Source organism: Pseudomonas sp. R76 (genome assembly GCF_009834565.1).
Classification (GTDB): domain Bacteria; phylum Pseudomonadota; class Gammaproteobacteria; order Pseudomonadales; family Pseudomonadaceae; genus Aquipseudomonas.
This window is the reverse complement of sequence record NZ_CP019428.1, coordinates 5,655,040-5,670,758: the sequence shown is the minus strand read 5'-3', so window position 1 is coordinate 5,670,758 and position 15,719 is coordinate 5,655,040. Positions and strand designations below refer to the sequence as shown.

Below are 15,719 nucleotides of genomic sequence, written 5' to 3'. Positions count from 1 at the left end.
AACCTATGCGTAAGATATTTGCAGTGATGGCCCTGAGTCTGCTGGCCGCCCACGTGATGGCGGCGGTGTCGCCTGAAGAAGCCGCCAAGCTCGGCACCAGCCTCACACCGGTCGGCGCCGAAAAAGCCGGCAACGCCGACGGCTCGATCCCTGCCTGGACCGGCGGCATCCCCAAAAACGCTGGCGCGGTGGACAGCAAGGGCTTTCTGGCCGACCCGTTTGCCAACGAAAAACCGCTGTTCGTGATCACCGCCGCCACGGTCGACAAATACAAAGACAAACTCTCCGACGGCCAGGTGGCGATGTTCAAGCGCTACCCCGAGACCTACAAGATCCCGGTGTACCCGACCCACCGCACGGTTAACCTGCCGCCGGACATCTACGAGTCGATCAAGCGCAGCGCGTTGAACGTGCACGCGATCAACGACGGCAATGGCCTGGAAAACTTCACCGGCAACCGCTACTACGCCTTCCCGATTCCGAAGAATGGCGTGGAAGTGTTGTGGAACCACATCACCCGTTACCACGGCGGCAACCTCAAGCGCATCATCACCCAGGCCACCCCGCAAACGAATGGCAGCTACACGCCGATCCGCTTCGAAGAAGAAGTGGCGGTGCCTCAAGCCATCCCCGATATCGACCAGGCCAAGGCGGCCAACGTGCTGAGCTTCTTCAAGCAATCGGTGACTGCCCCGGCACGCCTGGCGGGCAACGTGCTGCTGGTGCACGAAACTCTCGACCAGGTGAAGGAGCCGCGCCTGGCCTGGATCTACAACGCCGGCCAGCGCCGTGTGCGCCGCGCCCCGCAAGTGTCTTACGACGGCCCGGGCACCGCCTCCGACGGCCTGCGCACCACCGACAACTTTGACATGTTCTCCGGTGCCCCCGACCGCTACGACTGGAAGCTGGTGGGCAAAAAAGAAATGTACATCCCCTACAACAGCTACAAGCTCGATTCGCCGACCCTCAAGTACGACGACATCATCAAGGCCGGGCATATCAATCAGGACCTGACCCGTTATGAGCTGCACCGGGTGTGGGAAGTAGTCGGCACCGTCAAGCCGAGCGAGCGGCACATTTACGCCAAGCGCCACATGTACATCGACGAAGACAGCTGGCAAGTTGCGCTGGTGGATCACTACGACGGCCGTGGCCAACTGTGGCGTGTCGCCGAAGGCCATGCGCAGTTCTACTACGACCACCAAGTGCCGGCCTACACCGTGGAAACGCTGTACGACATCATCGCCGGGCGCTACATCGCGCTGGGGATGAAGAACGAGGAGAAACACAGTTTCGTGTTCGGCTTTGCGGCCAAGGCGGCGGACTACACCCCGGCGGCGTTGAGGTCTGAGGGCGTGCGCTGATCCTCAATTGAAATGCAATCACCTGTGGGAGCTGGCTTGCCTGCGATGGCGGTACACCTGCCACAGATGGGCTGGCTGACCCAGCGCCATCGCAGGCAAGCCAGCTCCCACATTGACCGGGTTCCACTTTTTGGTGGAGTGGAATCCCGGCTTTTTTATGCCTGCCAATCACCCCGCTGAATACTTCTTCAACAACCGCCGACCACAGGACTAGGGTAGGCGCCAGGTTGCATAACAATAAAAAGCAGGATGCAGCAATGACCGCCATGACACGCTGCCTGGACCGTCCTGGATTCATGCCACGGCTGTCCGCCCACCACCTGTTGCGCCCACGCTTGGCCGAGCCTTTGCTCGCGGCGCAGGTCAGGGTGAAGTTGCTCTGCGCGCCGGGCGGCAGCGGCAAGAGCGCGTTGCTCGCCGAGTGTGCGTTGCAGGCGCCGGTGGGGTGCCAAGTGTATTGGCTGGCGCTCAATGGCGTCGTACTCAGCGCCGATGCGTTCTGCGCCCGGCTGGCGCAAAACCTTGGCCTGGCGTTTATCGACGAAGCCACCTTGCTGCTCGAACTCAGTCGCTGGCAAACCACGGCGTGGATATTCCTTGATGATTTCTGTCGCTTGCCCGCCCCCGAACTGGACGCCTTGCTCGACCGCTTGCTCACCGCCGCCAGCCCGACGCTGACCTGGTGGCTGGGCACGCGGCGGCGCCCGCTGTGCAACTGGCCGCGCCTGCTGCTCGACGATGAGTTATTGGCGTGCAGTGAGTTGATGTTCAGCCCTGCGGAAATCCAGCAGTTGCTCGGCCCCGCGCAAAGTGTCGACAGCGTGATGCAATTCAGCGGCGGCTGGTGCGCGGGCGTGCGCATCGCTTTGCTGGGCGACGGTCACCCGGACAAGACCCTGCTCGACTACCTGCAACACGAACTCTTCAGTACCTTGCCCGCCGAACTGGCCGAGGCCTGGCGCGTATTGGCGCATTTGCCGCGGTTCAATCCGAGCCTGTGTGAGCACCTGTTCGGTGCGGGCGACGGCGATCAGTACCTGCGCGATTTGCAAGCGCTCGGTGCGTTTATCCAGCCGTGGGAAGACACCACCGATTGGCTGCAGGTGTTCCCGCCCCTGGCGCAGTTAATCCGCGATGAGCCTTGGCCGGCCAAGCGCGGCTGGCACCGGCGCGCCTGCCAATGGTTCACCACACAAGAGGACTGGCAGGCCGCCTTCGAACAGGCGCTGCTGGCCGAAGCCTATGAAGTGGCGGTGAGCCTGCTGCAACACTTCAGTTTCGAAGACCTGTTCCGCCAGCAGAACGCGGTGCTGCTGTTGCGTCTGCATGAGCAGCATGGCGATGAGTTGATGCTCGGCTCGGCGCAACTGGTCGGCTTGGTCACGGCGGCATTGCTGTTTGCCGGGCGCTTCGACCAGGCGGCCGTGTGTATCGACCAACTGGCCCGGTTCGCGCCGCAACCGACGGCGGCGCAACAGCGTTATCTGCTGGCGCGCTGGCAGGCGCAATGGGGCTGGCTGTTGCATTTGAGCGGCGATGCCGAGCGTTCCCGCGAGCATTTCCTGGAGGCGCTGCAAGCCTTGCCCGACAGCGCCTGGACCTCGCGCCTGATGTGCCTGTCGGGCCTGACTCAGCAAGCCTTGCTGCGCGGTGAACTGGACGTGGGCCAAGCCTTGAACCGCGAAGCCCTGTGCCTGGCCCGCGCCCATGGCTCGTTAGTGCTTGAGGCGTTGCTGGAGCTGGATCACGCGCAATTGCTGGAGCAACGCGGCGCGCCGTATCGGGCGCAAAGCCTGCTGGAAAATGTGCAGGCGATGCTGGTTCGCCAGCGACTCAAGGCCGGGCCTTTGGCGGGGCGGATCGCGTTGCGGCGTGGGCACCTGGCGTTGCGCCAGGGGCAGGACAGCCTGGCCGCCGAGTGCTTCGAGGCCGGTTTGACGATGTGCCTGCACAGCCAGGACAAGCGCGTGTTGTATGGGTTTCTCGGCCTGGCGCTACTGGCGGCGAATCGTGGCGATTACGCCCAGGCCTTTATTCAACTGCGCGAGGCCGAGCGCTTGATGCAGCAACGCCACGTGCCGGACACGGTGTATCGCGCGGTGCTGCTGTTGGTCAGTGGGCACTTCTGGTTGCAGCAGGGCCGCGCCGAATTGACCCTGGAAGCGGTGCGTCGGGTGCTGCGTCACTTTCGCGGGCCTTGTGCCAAGCAAGCACCGCCGGCCACATTGGAACTCATCCCGCGCCTGGAGTATTTGCTGGTGCTGGCCGAGGTGAAGCTGGGCTGTGCCGAGCAACCTATTGAGCGGCTGAAGGCCTTGTTGGATACCACCCGGCAACGCGGCATGCTCTGCCTGGAAACTGAATTGCAGTTGGTGCTGGGCGAGGTCGCCTGGCAACTGGGGGATCCGGCGTTGGCTCGCAGCGCGCTGCAAGCTGGTTTGGAGCTGGCGGGGCGTTGCCAGGTGCAGCAGGCGATTCGTGAGCTGCGTTTGCGCTCGCCGGGGTTGTTGAGTGAGTTGGGCCTGGAGGCGCAGATGTCGTCCACCGGGGTGGTGGAGAACCCGTTGAGCCAGCGGGAGTTGGAAGTGTTGCAGTTGATCGCCTTGGGTAACTCCAATCTGGAAATTGCGGATCGGCTGTTTATTTCGTTGCACACGGTCAAGACTCATGCGCGGCGTATACACAGCAAGCTTGGTGTGGAGCGGCGCACGCAGGCGGTGGCGAAGGCCAAGATGTTGGGGTTGATGGGGTAGCGCAAAACTCCTTTAAGAGCAAAACCCTGTGGGAGCGGCGGTGCGACGATTCGACTTGCCCGCGATAGCGGTGGGTCAGTCAATATTAATGTTTGCTGGGCTGACGTCTTCGCGGGCAAGCCCGCTCCCACATTGATCTTCCACACTGATCTACCACATTGGTCTTCTAGATTGATCTTCTACATTGATCTCACACATTTGATCTTTGTTGGCTTGAGGTTGTGCGCTAGGTGCAGAAGGCTTGGCGGTATTCGCCGGGGGTTGCGCCCGTGGCTTGGCGGAAGCGTTGGCTGAAGTGGCTGGCGCTGGAGAAGCCACATAGCCAGGCGATTTCAGCCAGGGGCAGGGCGCCGCTGCGCAGCAAGGTTTGTGCGCGCGCCAGGCGGCGTGCCAGCAGGTATTGGTGGGGCGGCAGGCCGAAGCTTTGGCGGAACATTCGCGCGAAATGGTATTCGGACAACGCGCACATTCCGGCCAGTTGCCCCAGGCTGATCGGGTCTTCCAGGTGGTGGTCGATGTAGTCGACCAACAGCCGTCGCTGATGCGCGGCCAGCCCGCCTTTCAAGCGCAGCCCGTCGCGTGCGCCGACTTGGCTGAGCAAGGTGTGGCTGAGCATTTCATGCGCCAGGCTGCTGGTCAGCAGGCGCTCGGCGGGCTCGTGCCAGTTGAGGGCGATCAGCTGGTGAAAGCGCCGGGCCTGGCTGGCGTCTTCAAGAAAGGTGCTTTCGCGCAATTGCAGTTCGCGCGGTTCGCGGTCGAGCAAGGTGACGCAGCCGAGGGCGAATTGCTCCGGGCTGAAATATACGTGGGCCAGGCGAATCTCGCCGTTGATCACCCACGCCGACTGGTGCTCGGCCGGCAGGATGCACAGTTTATCGGGGCCGCCCTTGGTGCCGGGCTGGTCGCGGCGAAACGTGCCGGTGCCGCCGCCGATGTAGCAGGACAACGTGTGGTGAGTAGGTGCCTGGTAATCCTGGGCGTCGTGATGGTTGCTCCACAAAGCTGCGGACAAGCCGTCACCCAGCTCGGCGCAGGCTTCAAGGCGAGCGTTGGGGGAGCGGTTTAGGGCTTGAAAGACTTGCAGCGATTCCAGGTCTGGCATGGTTGTTCTCTCCGACGCCTTGCATCCTACTCCGCGTCGCCGTTGCTGTGATCCCGGCACCCGACAAAAGCGCAAGAATATGCAAGAGCGCTCCCGGGGCGGCGGGCGACACTGTGGCTCAACCACCGGAGCCCACCATGAACCTTTTCCTGTATTTACTCACCGTGCTCATCTGGGGCACCACCTGGATCGCGCTTAAATGGCAATTGGGCGTCGTGGCCATTCCTGTGTCGATCGTCTATCGCTTTGGCCTGGCGGCGTTGGTGCTGTTTGCGCTGTTGCTGCTCAGCCGCAAGTTGCAGGTGATGAACCGGCGCGGGCACCTGATCTGCCTGGCCCAGGGCTTGTGCCTGTTTTGCGTCAACTTCATGTGCTTTCTGACGGCCAGCCAGTGGATCCCCAGCGGTTTGGTGGCGGTGGTGTTTTCCACGGCCACGCTGTGGAACGCGCTCAATGCGCGGGTGTTTTTTGGCCAGCGGGTGGCGCGTAACGTGTTGATGGGCGGCGCGCTGGGGCTGCTGGGGTTGGGCTTTTTGTTCTGGCCTGAGTTGGTCGGGCATACCGCCAGCCCGCAGACCTTGCTGGGCCTGGGCTTGGCGCTGTTGGGGACGATGTGTTTTTCGGCCGGCAACATGCTCTCCAGTTTGCAGCAGAAGGCAGGGCTCAAGCCCTTGACCACCAATGCCTGGGGCATGGCGTATGGCTCGGTGATGCTGGCGACTTATTGCGCGGTGCGTGGAATTCCCTTCGACATGGATTGGAGCGCGCGGTATGTCGGGGCGCTGTGGTACTTGGTGATTCCGGGGTCGGTGATTGGGTTTACCGCGTACCTGACGCTGGTGGGGCGTATGGGGCCGGAGCGGGCGGCGTATTGCACGGTGCTGTTTCCGGTGGTGGCGCTGAATGTGTCGGCGTTTGCCGAGGGGTATGAGTGGACGGCGCCGGCGTTGATGGGGTTGGTGTTGGTGATGTTGGGGAATGTGTTGGTGTTTCGCAAGGCTAGGCCCTCTCAGCTTGTGAACCCGGTCTTAAAGGCCAAGCAGGTTTAAAAATGTGGGAGCGGGCTTGCTCGCGAATGCGGTGTGTCAGTCGATGAATGAGTGGCTGACACTCCGTATTCGCGAGCAAGTCGAATCGTCGCACCGCCGCTCCCACATTTGAATTGTGGTGACCTTCTTATTTCATTCCGAGGCGTTTGGCCATTCGGCCCAGGTTGGCGCGGTCGAGGCCGAGTTCGCGGGCGGCGCTGGCCCAGTTGTGCTGGTGGCGCTCCAGGCAGGCGCTGATGATCTGGCGTTGATAGTGTTCGGTGGCCTGGCGCAGGTCGCCGGTGGCGACGGCGGCGGTTTCGGCCTGTGCTTCGATCGCCGGCGACGCGCTGACGTGGGGCAGGTCCAGGTCCTGGGCACTGAGGCTCAAAATCTTCGGACGTTCGCGACAGTTTCCCAGTGCTTTTAGCGCGCTGCGTCCGATCAAATGTTCCAGCTCGCGCACATTGCCCGGCCAGTTGTAGGCCAGCAGCGCCGCCTGGGCATCGCTGGTCAGGCGCAGGCTGCCCAGGCCCATGCGCGAACGGTTCTGTTCGAGGAAAAACCCCGCCAGCAACAGCACATCGCGACCGCGCTCACGCAGCGCCGGCACTTGCAGCGGGTACACGCTCAGGCGGTGATAGAAGTCGGCGCGGTAGCGGCCATTGCGCACTTCTTCGGCCAGGTCGCGGTTGGTCGCGGCGATCAGGCGCACGTCCACTTGATGTTCCTTGTCCGAACCCAGGCGCTGTAACTGGCCGCTTTGCAGCACGCGCAGCAGCTTGGCCTGCACGGTCAGCGACAATTCGCCCACTTCGTCCAGAAACAAGGTGCCGCCATTGGCCAGCTCGAACTTGCCACGGCGCTCGTTCAACGCGCCGGTAAAGGCCCCGCGCACATGCCCGAACAGCTCGCTCTCCACCAGGGTTTCCGGCAGGGCGGCGCAGTTGAGGCTGATCAAGGGCTTGTCCGCGCGGGCCGATGCCGCGTGGATGGCCTGGGCCACCAGCTCTTTGCCCACGCCGGTTTCGCCGGTGATCAACACGGTCAGGTCACTGCCGCCCACCAGTTTGATTTCCTCGACCAGGTGCTTGTGTGCCTTGCTCTGGCCGATCATTTCCTTGTGCTGCTGGCCGCTGGCCTGGCGGTAGATCTCGGCGCGCTGATGCTCATCTTCGGCGCGCAACGCCAGGCGCTCGATGCGTTCAGCGACGTTGACCGTGGCCGCAGCCAAGCTGGCGAAGGCTTGCAGGGCATCCAGTTCGACGCGCTCGAAACGCTCGGTGTCGAGGGCGTCGAGGGTCAGCAGGCCCCAGGGTTTGTCGTCGATAAACAGCGGGCAGCCCATGCAGTCATGCACCTCCAGGTGCCCATGCAGGCCATCAACCAGGCCGTCGTAGGGGTCGGGCAGTTCGCTGTCGCTGTCAAAACGGGTTGGGCCTGGGCTGCTCAGCAGCACGCCGAAGCGCGGGTGCTCGCTGACCTTGAAGCGCCGGCCAAGGGTGTCGGCGCTCAAGCCATCCACCGCCAGTGGCACCAGCCATTCGCCGTCCAGGCGCAACAAGGCGGCTGCGTCGCACGGCAGCAGGGCGCGCATGGCTTGCAGCAGGCGCCGGTAGCGCTCGCCTTCGGGCAGCTCGCGGGACAGGTCGGCGACCAGCGGCAGTAGGGTGGTGAGCAGGGATTGTGCAGTCATAATGACTCCTTGTAGTCCTAATGACTATATCGTGTAGGAAGTTATATTGACTAGGTGTTACTCAACTCATTGAAAAATAACGATTTATAAGTTGGCACGAATACTGAGTAGAGAAGGGCAATCAGTAAAAAGACTTAGGAGTCTGCCATGCTAAGTGCCCAAGACCGTGCCATCGTCAAATCCACTGTGCCCCTGCTGGAAAGCGGCGGCGAAGCATTGATCACGCATTTTTACCGGATGATGCTCAGCGAGTACCCCGAGGTTCGCCCGCTGTTCAACCAGGCCCACCAAGCCAGCGGCGACCAACCCCGCGCCCTGGCCAACGGCGTGCTGATGTACGCGCGGCATATCGACCAGCTCGACCAGTTGGGCGACCTGGTGGCCAAGATCATCAACAAGCACGTGGCGTTGCAGATCCTGCCGGAGCACTACCCGATTGTGGGCGCGTGCCTGCTGCGTGCCATCTCTGAAGTGCTGGGCAGCGAGATCGCCACGCCTGAGGTGATGAGTGCCTGGGGCGCCGCCTACGGCCAGCTGGCCGAGATCCTGATCGGCGCCGAAGCCGTGATCTACGACGAAAAGGCCCAGGCCCCGGGCGGCTGGCGTGGTGCGCGGCCGTTCCTTTTGGTGAAACGCGTGGAGGAGAGCGACGAAATCATCTCGTTCTACTTCGCCCCGGTGGATAACGGCCCGATCCTGGCCGCCGCGCCAGGCCAGTACATCGGCATGAGGCTGGTGCTGGAGGGCGAGGAGGTGCGCCGCAACTATTCCCTGTCCGCCTTGAGTGACGCGGGCGTGTACCGCATCAGCGTCAAGCGCGAGGCGGGTGGGCGAGTGTCCAACTACCTGCATGACCAGATGCACGTCGGCGCCACCCTTGACCTGTTCCCGCCCTCCGGCGAGTTCACCCTGGCGGCCAGCGACAAACCGCTGGTGCTGATCAGCGGCGGGGTGGGCATCACACCGACTTTGCCGATGCTCGAAGCAGCCCTGGCCAGCGAGCGCCCGGTGCACTTTATCCACTGCGCGCGTAACGGCGGCGTGCATGCGTTCCGTGACTGGGTGGACACCCTGGCGGCCAAGCACCCGCAGCTCAAGCGCTTCTACTGCTACGCCGAAGACGATGGCGTGAGCCCGGCGGCGGACAAGGTTGGGATGCTGAGCCAGGAGCAACTGGCAGCCTGGTTGCCCGAACAGCGCGACCTGGACGCCTACTTCCTCGGCCCTAAAGGCTTCATGGCCGCCATCAAACGCCACCTGAAGGCTTTGGGCGTCCCTGATAGCCAGGCGCGCTACGAATTCTTCGGCCCGGCATCGGCCCTGGAATAATTTTTCCGGCAACAACACCGGCCAAATGTGGGAGCGGGCTTGCTCGCGAAAGCGGTGGATCAGTCACTTATAAGTCGACTGACACGCCGCCTTCGCGAGCAAGCCCGCTCCCACATTTGTTTCTCTATTCCTCCAGATTAATCCGCCGTTAACCCCCCAATGTTTTAACCACTTCCTGTGTGTAAACTTGCGCCCATCAGGCACAACCATAATCAGGCAAAGGGAAACGGGGATGAGTGACGAATTGCGTTTAGGCAGGGAGCGGCGCTTTCTGGTGTTGCTGGGCATCATCTGCCTGGCGCTGATCGGCGGTGCGCTGTACATGCAAGTGGTGTTGGGCGAGGCGCCGTGCCCGCTGTGCATCCTGCAACGGTATGCGTTGCTGTTGATCGCGGTCTTCGCCTTCATCGGCGCCGCCATGCGCACCAAAGGCGCGGTCACCCTGTTTGAAGGGCTGGTGGTCATCAGTGCCCTGGGCGGCGTGGCGGCGGCGGGTCATCACGTGTACACCCAGTTCTTCCCCGAGGTCAGCTGCGGTATCGACGTGCTGCAACCGATCGTCGATGAGTTGCCACTGGCCAAGGTGTTCCCGCTGGGCTTCCAGGTGGACGGCTTCTGCAGCACGCCGTATCCGCCGATCCTGGGCTTGTCCCTGGCGCAATGGGCGCTGGTGGCGTTCGTGCTGACGGTGATCCTGGTGCCACTGGGCATCTATCGGAATCGCCAACGCAAGGCCTGACCCGACTCACTGAAACGCCCCGTTCTTCATTCAAGGAAGGACGGGGCGTTTTTGTATGTAGGGATTTGTGAAAGGGGCGTGACGAAGGACAAGATCAGGTGCGCGCAGCGTGCGACATGTTGTCACACGGACACTGTCGCAGGACGTTTCTGACGCACCGAGCCACCGCTTAAATTTGCATAAAACCGCCAAGATGTGCTGTCAGTTCGTCGTTTGAGCGATGCCACGAATGTCGCGCAGTCCGAGCCAATCGGTGATGTCCGAATGCCTTGTTTTATGGGGACTTGGATCCGTTTTGCATGCCCTTACAAGCTGTAAGGGCTGTGGTGCTTTACGCAATAACACGGCAATTTTTGTGGTTTTTGTTGAGAATCGAACACGATAAGATCCCGAACCTTTGCAAGATTGGTGAAGGATTGTTGCTGGAATCGATAAAAATTATTTCTTTATAAGACATGGTTTATACATCGCTAGCTAACTACAATCGCCCGCACTGAATGTCCGGTGCTGTTCAATATTTGAGCATTGGAGCGGTCGAGGGGCAGATGGATGGCTCTGTGCGACCCCAGGTTCCGGCAAGCCTTTCAACTATCCGCACCAAATGGAATTGGTCTGTAACAAGGCCTTTAACCACGAAATCGAATAAGAACTCACCGCAGGTCCGTGAAACGTCCATTTATGGCGTGCCGGGCAGGCTCTTATTCAATCGAAGAGAAATGCCAACCCTTGGCAGGGTGAAGTGTTGGCGATCAAAACCCAACTGCATTGCGCAAGCTGCTTTAGAGGTCGTGAGATGAGTAAAAACAGGTACCCCCGATTACTAGGCTTTTTGCCGCTGCTTGGCATGCTGTTAATGCTGGGAGGCTGCAAGTGGACCTTGCTCGACCCAAAAGGACAGGTCGGTCTGGATGAACGAAACCTGATCATCACCGCCACCCTGCTGATGCTGCTGGTCGTGGTCCCCGTGATCATCATGACCTTCGCCTTCGCCTGGAAATACCGCGCGTCGAACACCAGCGCCACCTACGCGCCGAAGTGGTCGCACTCCACCAAGATCGAAGTTGCAGTCTGGCTGGTGCCGATCCTCATCATCATTGCCCTGGGTTATGTGACCTACAAGTCCACCCACGCTCTGGACCCGTACCGTCCGCTGGAATCCGACGTCAAGCCGATCAACATCGAAGTGGTCGCGCTGGACTGGAAGTGGCTGTTCATCTACCCGGACCTGGGTATCGCCACTGTTAACGAAATCCAGTTCCCGGAGCACACTCCGCTGAACTTCAAGATCACCTCCGACGCCGTGATGAATTCGTTCTTCATCCCTGCTCTGGGCGGCCAGATCTACGCGATGGCAGGCATGCAGACCAAGCTGCACCTGATCGCCAACCAGAAAGCTGAAATGGAAGGCATCTCCGCCAACTACAGCGGCGCTGGCTTCACCGGCATGAAATTCAAAGCGATCTCGACGAGCCAGGAAGATTTCGACGCCTGGGTCGCCAAAGTCAAGGCCGGACCTAAACAGCTTGATCAAGCTGAATACGACGCCCTTGCCAAACCAAGCCAGAACAACCCAGTCGCTCTGTACTCCACGTACACGCCGGACCTGTTTCAGAAAATCGTCGACAAGTACGAAGGTATGAAGCCAGGCAAACCGGTCAAGCACGAGAAGAAAGAAGTGGCCGTGGTTGAAGGTTCTGACACGGGCTCGCATTCAACTGCTGGGGCAGAGGAGTAAACGATGTTTGGTAAATTAAGTTGGGATGCGGTCCCGTTCCACGAGCCGATCGTAATGGTGACCATCGCCATGATCGCGCTGGGTGGTCTGGCACTGTTTGCTGCAATTACGTATTTCAAGAAGTGGACCTACCTGTGGACCGAGTGGTTGACGTCTGTCGACCACAAGAAAATCGGTGTCATGTACGTCATCGTTGCCATGGTCATGCTGCTGCGTGGTTTTGCCGACGCCATCATGATGCGTACCCAGTTGGCCATGGCCACCGAGGGTTCGCCTGGCTACCTGCCGCCTGAACACTATGACCAGATCTTCACCGCTCACGGTGTGATCATGATCATCTTCATGGCGATGCCATTCTTCACCGGCTTGATGAACCTGGCCTTGCCGCTGCAGATCGGTGCGCGTGACGTTGCCTATCCGTTCCTGAACTCCTTGAGCTTCTGGCTGCTGGTTTCCGGCGTGGTGCTGATCAACCTGTCCCTGGGCGTCGGCGAATTCGCCAAGACCGGCTGGGTTGCGTATCCGCCGTTGTCGGGCATTCAGTACAGCCCTGGCGTGGGTGTGGATTACTACATCTGGGCGCTACAGTTATCAGGGCTCGGGACGACATTGACGGGGGTCAACTTCCTGGCCACCGTCCTGAAAATGCGCGCCCCTGGCATGAAACTGATGGACATGCCGATCTTCACCTGGACCTGCACCTGGGCCAACGTCCTGATCGTGGCTTCGTTCCCGATCCTGGCCGCTACCATGGCGCTGCTGTCGCTTGACCGTTACCTGGATTTCCACATTTTCACCAACGAACTTGGTGGCAATCCAATGATGTACGTGAACCTGTTCTGGGCATGGGGTCACCCTGAGGTGTACATCCTGATCCTGCCAGCGTTCGGTATCTTCTCTGAAGTGATCTCGACCTTTACCGGCAAGCGCCTGTTCGGTCACCACTCGATGGTTTACGCATCGGGCGCAATCTCGGTACTGGGCTTCATGGTGTGGCTGCACCACTTCTTCACCATGGGTTCGGGTGCCAGCGTCAACGCCTTCTTCGGCCTGGCGACCATGCTGATTTCCATCCCGACGGGGGTGAAGCTATTCAACTGGCTATTCACCATCTACCACGGCCGTCTGCGCATCACCAGCCAGGTTCTGTGGACCCTGGGCTTCATGGTGACCTTCGCTATCGGCGGCATGACCGGCGTACTGCTGGCCATTCCGGGTGCTGACTTCGTACTGCACAACAGCCTGTTCGTGATCGCTCACTTCCACAACGTGATCATCGGTGGTGCTGTATTCGGTTACATCGCTGGTTTCAGCTTCTACTTCCCGAAAGCGTTCGGCTTCAAGCTGCACGAAGGTTGGGGCAAGGCTGCATTCTGGTTCTGGATCTCGGGCTTCTTCGTCGCGTTCATGCCGCTCTACGCATTGGGCTTCATGGGCATGACCCGTCGTCTGAACGCCACCACCAACCCTGAGTGGGTGCCGTACCTGTACGTCGCCATGTTCGGTGCGTTGATGATCGCTGCCGGTATCGCCTGCCAGCTGATCCAGCTGTACGTGAGTATCCGTGACCGTAAGCAGAACGCTTGCGAATCCGGCGACCCATGGAATGGTCACACCCTGGAATGGTCGACTTCGTCGCCTCCGCCGTTCTACAACTTCGCTGTGATTCCTACTGCGAACACGATCGATGCGTTCACCGAAGCCAAGGAAGACGGTACTGCGTACCAGCAACCTAAGCACTACGAGCCGATCCACATGCCGAACAACACCGCCACTGGCGTGGTGATGGGCGCGCTGTTGACCGTGTTCGGTTTCGCGATGATCTGGCACATCTGGTGGCTGGCAATCGTGGGCCTGGTAGGCACCATCGGTTACTTCATCATTCACGCTGCCCGTGATGATCAAGGCTACATGGTGCCGGTCGAGACGATCGAGCGCATCGAAGCCGAGCAACACGCTCGCCTGGTAGCCGAGAAGAAAATCCCGGCCAACCGTGTAGAAACCTCGTTGGAACAGGCTTAAACCATGTCGAACTTAGTGACCAATGCTGGACACGCCCATGTCGATGACCATGGGCACGATGACCATCACCACGACTCGGGGCCAATGACCGTATTCGGTTTCTGGCTCTACCTGATGACCGACTGCATCTTGTTTGCGTCGATCTTCGCGGTGTACGCGGTACTGGTAAACAACGTAGCGGGTGGCCCGTCGGGCCACGACATCTTCGAACTGCCTTACGTGCTCGGCGAAACCGCCTTGCTGTTGTTCAGTTCGATCACCTACGGCTTCGCCATGCTGGCCTTCTACAAGGGCAGCAAGAAAGGCGTACTGAGCTGGTTGGCACTGACCTTCCTGTTCGGCCTGGGCTTCATCGGCATGGAGATCAACGAGTTCCACCTGCTGATCTCCGAAGGCTACGGCCCGCACCGTTCCGGCTTCCTGTCCGCGTTCTTCACGCTGGTAGGCACCCACGGTCTGCACGTATCTGCCGGCCTGCTGTGGATGGCGGTGATGATGTATCAGGTCAATAAACACGGCCTGACCAACACCAACAAGACTCGCCTGAGCTGCCTGAGCCTGTTCTGGCACTTCCTGGACGTGGTCTGGATCTGCGTCTTCACCGTTGTTTACCTGATGGGGACTCTGTAATGGCTAATGCACACTCCCATGACCATGACAGCCATGATGCGAGCCACGGCAGCGTTAAGTCGTACGCCATCGGCTTCATCCTGTCGGTAATCCTGACGCTCATCCCGTTCGGTCTGGTGATGTACCCGACCCTGCCGAAGTCGATCACCTTGATGATCGTTCTGGCGTTCGCGGTGATTCAGGTTTTGGTTCACCTGGTGTACTTCCTGCACCTGGACCGTTCCAAAGAGCAGCGCGATAACGTGATTGCATTTGTGTTCGCAGGCCTTGTGATCCTGCTGCTGGTTGGTCTGTCGATCTGGATCATGTTCAGCATCCATACGTTCATGATGGCGAAGTGAGGTAAAACCCGATGTCGCTTAAGCACTTTATCCAAATCACCAAACCTGGGATCATTTTCGGTAACGTGCTTTCTGTGGCAGGCGGTTTTTTCCTGGCCTCCAAGGGACATGTCGATCTGGCCATTTTCCTGGCTGCAATGATCGGCACTTCCCTGGTGGTAGCTTCCGGTTGTGTGTTCAACAACTGCATCGACCGCGACATCGATATCAAGATGGAACGCACCAAGAACCGCGTGCTGGTCCAGGGCCTGATCTCCCTGAAACTGGCACTGCTGTTCGCGACCGTCCTGGGTGTTGCAGGCGTGGCATTGTTGTACAAGGTGGCCAACCCGCTGGCGGCGCTGTTTGCCGTGATCGGTTTTGTCATCTACGTCGGCCTCTACAGCCTGTACCTCAAGCGCAAGTCGGTTCACGGCACGCTGGTGGGCAGCCTGTCGGGCGCGATGCCACCGGTGATTGGTTATGTGGCTGTGACCAATAGCTTCGACATGGCCGCGCTGGTGCTGCTGGTGATGTTCAGCCTGTGGCAGATGCCGCACTCGTATGCCATCGCGATCTTCCGCTTCAATGACTACCTGGCTGCTTCGATTCCGGTTCTGCCGGTCAAACGTGGCATCCAGGTCGCCAAGAAACACATCCTGCTCTACATCCTGGCCTTCCTCGTGGCGACCTTGATGTTGACCTTCAGTGGCTACGCCGGCATGAGCTACCTCGCCGTCGCGGCGGCCATGGGCATGTACTGGTTGTACATGGCCTGGACCGGCTACAAGGCGGTGGACGACACCGTCTGGGCGCGCAAGCTGTTCGTGTTCTCGATCTTCACCATCACCGCGCTCAGCGTGATGATGTCCCTGGATTTCCAAGTGCCGAAAGAGCTGTTGCTGACCTACGCACACTGAGTCATCGAGCATTAAAAAACCCCGCCTTCGAAAGAAGCGCGGGGTTTTTTATGGCTGGGCCTTTAAACTATTCCCACATTT

The 15,719-nt window shown here is 60.1% G+C and carries 12 protein-coding genes; 10 read left to right on the top strand and 2 right to left on the bottom strand.

Annotation, left to right across the window (positions count from 1 at the left end; translation table 11 throughout):
* Window positions 1-5 precede the first annotated feature (5 nt).
* Together PspR76_RS25615 and PspR76_RS25610 are read left to right on the top strand one after the other, a co-directional pair.
* A complete protein-coding gene (locus PspR76_RS25615; RefSeq protein WP_159959771.1) occupies window positions 6-1,364 on the top strand; it encodes a DUF1329 domain-containing protein in 1,359 nt (452 codons plus the stop codon).
* A gap of 257 nt (window positions 1,365-1,621) precedes the next feature.
* Window positions 1,622-4,117 carry a LuxR C-terminal-related transcriptional regulator gene (locus tag PspR76_RS25610; RefSeq protein ID WP_159959769.1) on the top strand — a complete coding sequence of 832 codons (2,496 nt, stop codon included), beginning with the start codon at window positions 1,622-1,624 and terminating at the stop codon, window positions 4,115-4,117.
* Between the two features lie 226 nt (window positions 4,118-4,343).
* Here PspR76_RS25610 and PspR76_RS25605 read toward each other — a convergent pair whose 3' ends face one another.
* Window positions 4,344-5,219 carry a helix-turn-helix domain-containing protein gene (locus PspR76_RS25605; protein WP_159959767.1) on the bottom strand — a complete coding sequence of 292 codons (876 nt, stop codon included), beginning with the start codon at window positions 5,217-5,219 and terminating at the stop codon, window positions 4,344-4,346.
* Between the two features lie 137 nt (window positions 5,220-5,356).
* Between PspR76_RS25605 and PspR76_RS25600 the strand changes: the two genes are divergently transcribed.
* Window positions 5,357-6,268, top strand: a complete 912-nt coding sequence (locus PspR76_RS25600) for a DMT family transporter (RefSeq protein WP_159959765.1) — start codon at window positions 5,357-5,359, stop codon at window positions 6,266-6,268.
* A 127-nt stretch (window positions 6,269-6,395) separates the two neighbouring features.
* Here PspR76_RS25600 and norR read toward each other — a convergent pair whose 3' ends face one another.
* Entirely contained in the window at window positions 6,396-7,943 is a 1,548-nt protein-coding gene (gene norR / locus PspR76_RS25595) for a nitric oxide reductase transcriptional regulator NorR (protein WP_159959764.1), read from the bottom strand.
* 147 nt (window positions 7,944-8,090) lie between these two features.
* Between norR and hmpA the strand changes: the two genes are divergently transcribed.
* The 7 genes from hmpA to cyoE all read left to right on the top strand — a co-directional run bounded on the left by hmpA (window position 8,091) and on the right by cyoE (window position 15,638).
* Window positions 8,091-9,272, top strand: a complete 1,182-nt coding sequence (gene hmpA / locus PspR76_RS25590) for an NO-inducible flavohemoprotein (RefSeq protein WP_159959763.1) — start codon at window positions 8,091-8,093, stop codon at window positions 9,270-9,272.
* Between the two features lie 232 nt (window positions 9,273-9,504).
* Entirely contained in the window at window positions 9,505-10,011 is a 507-nt protein-coding gene (locus tag PspR76_RS25585; protein WP_159959762.1) for a disulfide bond formation protein B, read from the top strand.
* A gap of 793 nt (window positions 10,012-10,804) precedes the next feature.
* Window positions 10,805-11,746, top strand: coding sequence for a ubiquinol oxidase subunit II (gene cyoA, locus PspR76_RS25580; RefSeq protein ID WP_159961636.1), 942 nt, complete (start codon window positions 10,805-10,807; stop codon window positions 11,744-11,746).
* A gap of 3 nt (window positions 11,747-11,749) precedes the next feature.
* Window positions 11,750-13,768, top strand: a complete 2,019-nt coding sequence (gene cyoB / locus PspR76_RS25575; protein WP_053257915.1) for a cytochrome o ubiquinol oxidase subunit I — start codon at window positions 11,750-11,752, stop codon at window positions 13,766-13,768.
* A 3-nt stretch (window positions 13,769-13,771) separates the two neighbouring features.
* On the top strand, window positions 13,772-14,398 hold the full coding sequence (locus PspR76_RS25570; protein WP_056858318.1) for a cytochrome o ubiquinol oxidase subunit III: 627 nt from the start codon (window positions 13,772-13,774) through the stop codon (window positions 14,396-14,398).
* A complete protein-coding gene (gene cyoD / locus PspR76_RS25565; RefSeq protein ID WP_010206434.1) occupies window positions 14,398-14,739 on the top strand; it encodes a cytochrome o ubiquinol oxidase subunit IV in 342 nt (113 codons plus the stop codon). Before PspR76_RS25570 ends, cyoD begins: the two co-directional genes overlap by 1 nt.
* A gap of 11 nt (window positions 14,740-14,750) precedes the next feature.
* Window positions 14,751-15,638: a heme o synthase gene (gene cyoE, locus PspR76_RS25560; RefSeq protein WP_016971085.1), complete on the top strand. Its 888-nt coding sequence runs from the start codon at window positions 14,751-14,753 to the stop codon at window positions 15,636-15,638.
* The last annotated feature ends 81 nt before the right edge of the window (window positions 15,639-15,719 follow it).

Bases quoted from the DNA above. Each gene is read 5' to 3' on its own strand.
- PspR76_RS25615 (WP_159959771.1), top strand. From the start codon at position 6: ATGCGTAAGATATTTGCAGTGATGGCCCTGAGTCTGCTGGCCGCCCAC.
- PspR76_RS25610 (WP_159959769.1), top strand. From the start codon at position 1,622: ATGACCGCCATGACACGCTGCCTGGACCGTCCTGGATTCATGCCACGG.
- PspR76_RS25605 (WP_159959767.1), bottom strand. From the start codon at position 5,219: ATGCCAGACCTGGAATCGCTGCAAGTCTTTCAAGCCCTAAACCGCTCC.
- PspR76_RS25600 (WP_159959765.1), top strand. From the start codon at position 5,357: ATGAACCTTTTCCTGTATTTACTCACCGTGCTCATCTGGGGCACCACC.
- norR (WP_159959764.1), bottom strand. From the start codon at position 7,943: ATGACTGCACAATCCCTGCTCACCACCCTACTGCCGCTGGTCGCCGAC.
- hmpA (WP_159959763.1), top strand. From the start codon at position 8,091: ATGCTAAGTGCCCAAGACCGTGCCATCGTCAAATCCACTGTGCCCCTG.
- PspR76_RS25585 (WP_159959762.1), top strand. From the start codon at position 9,505: ATGAGTGACGAATTGCGTTTAGGCAGGGAGCGGCGCTTTCTGGTGTTG.
- cyoA (WP_159961636.1), top strand. From the start codon at position 10,805: ATGAGTAAAAACAGGTACCCCCGATTACTAGGCTTTTTGCCGCTGCTT.
- cyoB (WP_053257915.1), top strand. From the start codon at position 11,750: ATGTTTGGTAAATTAAGTTGGGATGCGGTCCCGTTCCACGAGCCGATC.
- PspR76_RS25570 (WP_056858318.1), top strand. From the start codon at position 13,772: ATGTCGAACTTAGTGACCAATGCTGGACACGCCCATGTCGATGACCAT.
- cyoD (WP_010206434.1), top strand. From the start codon at position 14,398: ATGGCTAATGCACACTCCCATGACCATGACAGCCATGATGCGAGCCAC.
- cyoE (WP_016971085.1), top strand. From the start codon at position 14,751: ATGTCGCTTAAGCACTTTATCCAAATCACCAAACCTGGGATCATTTTC.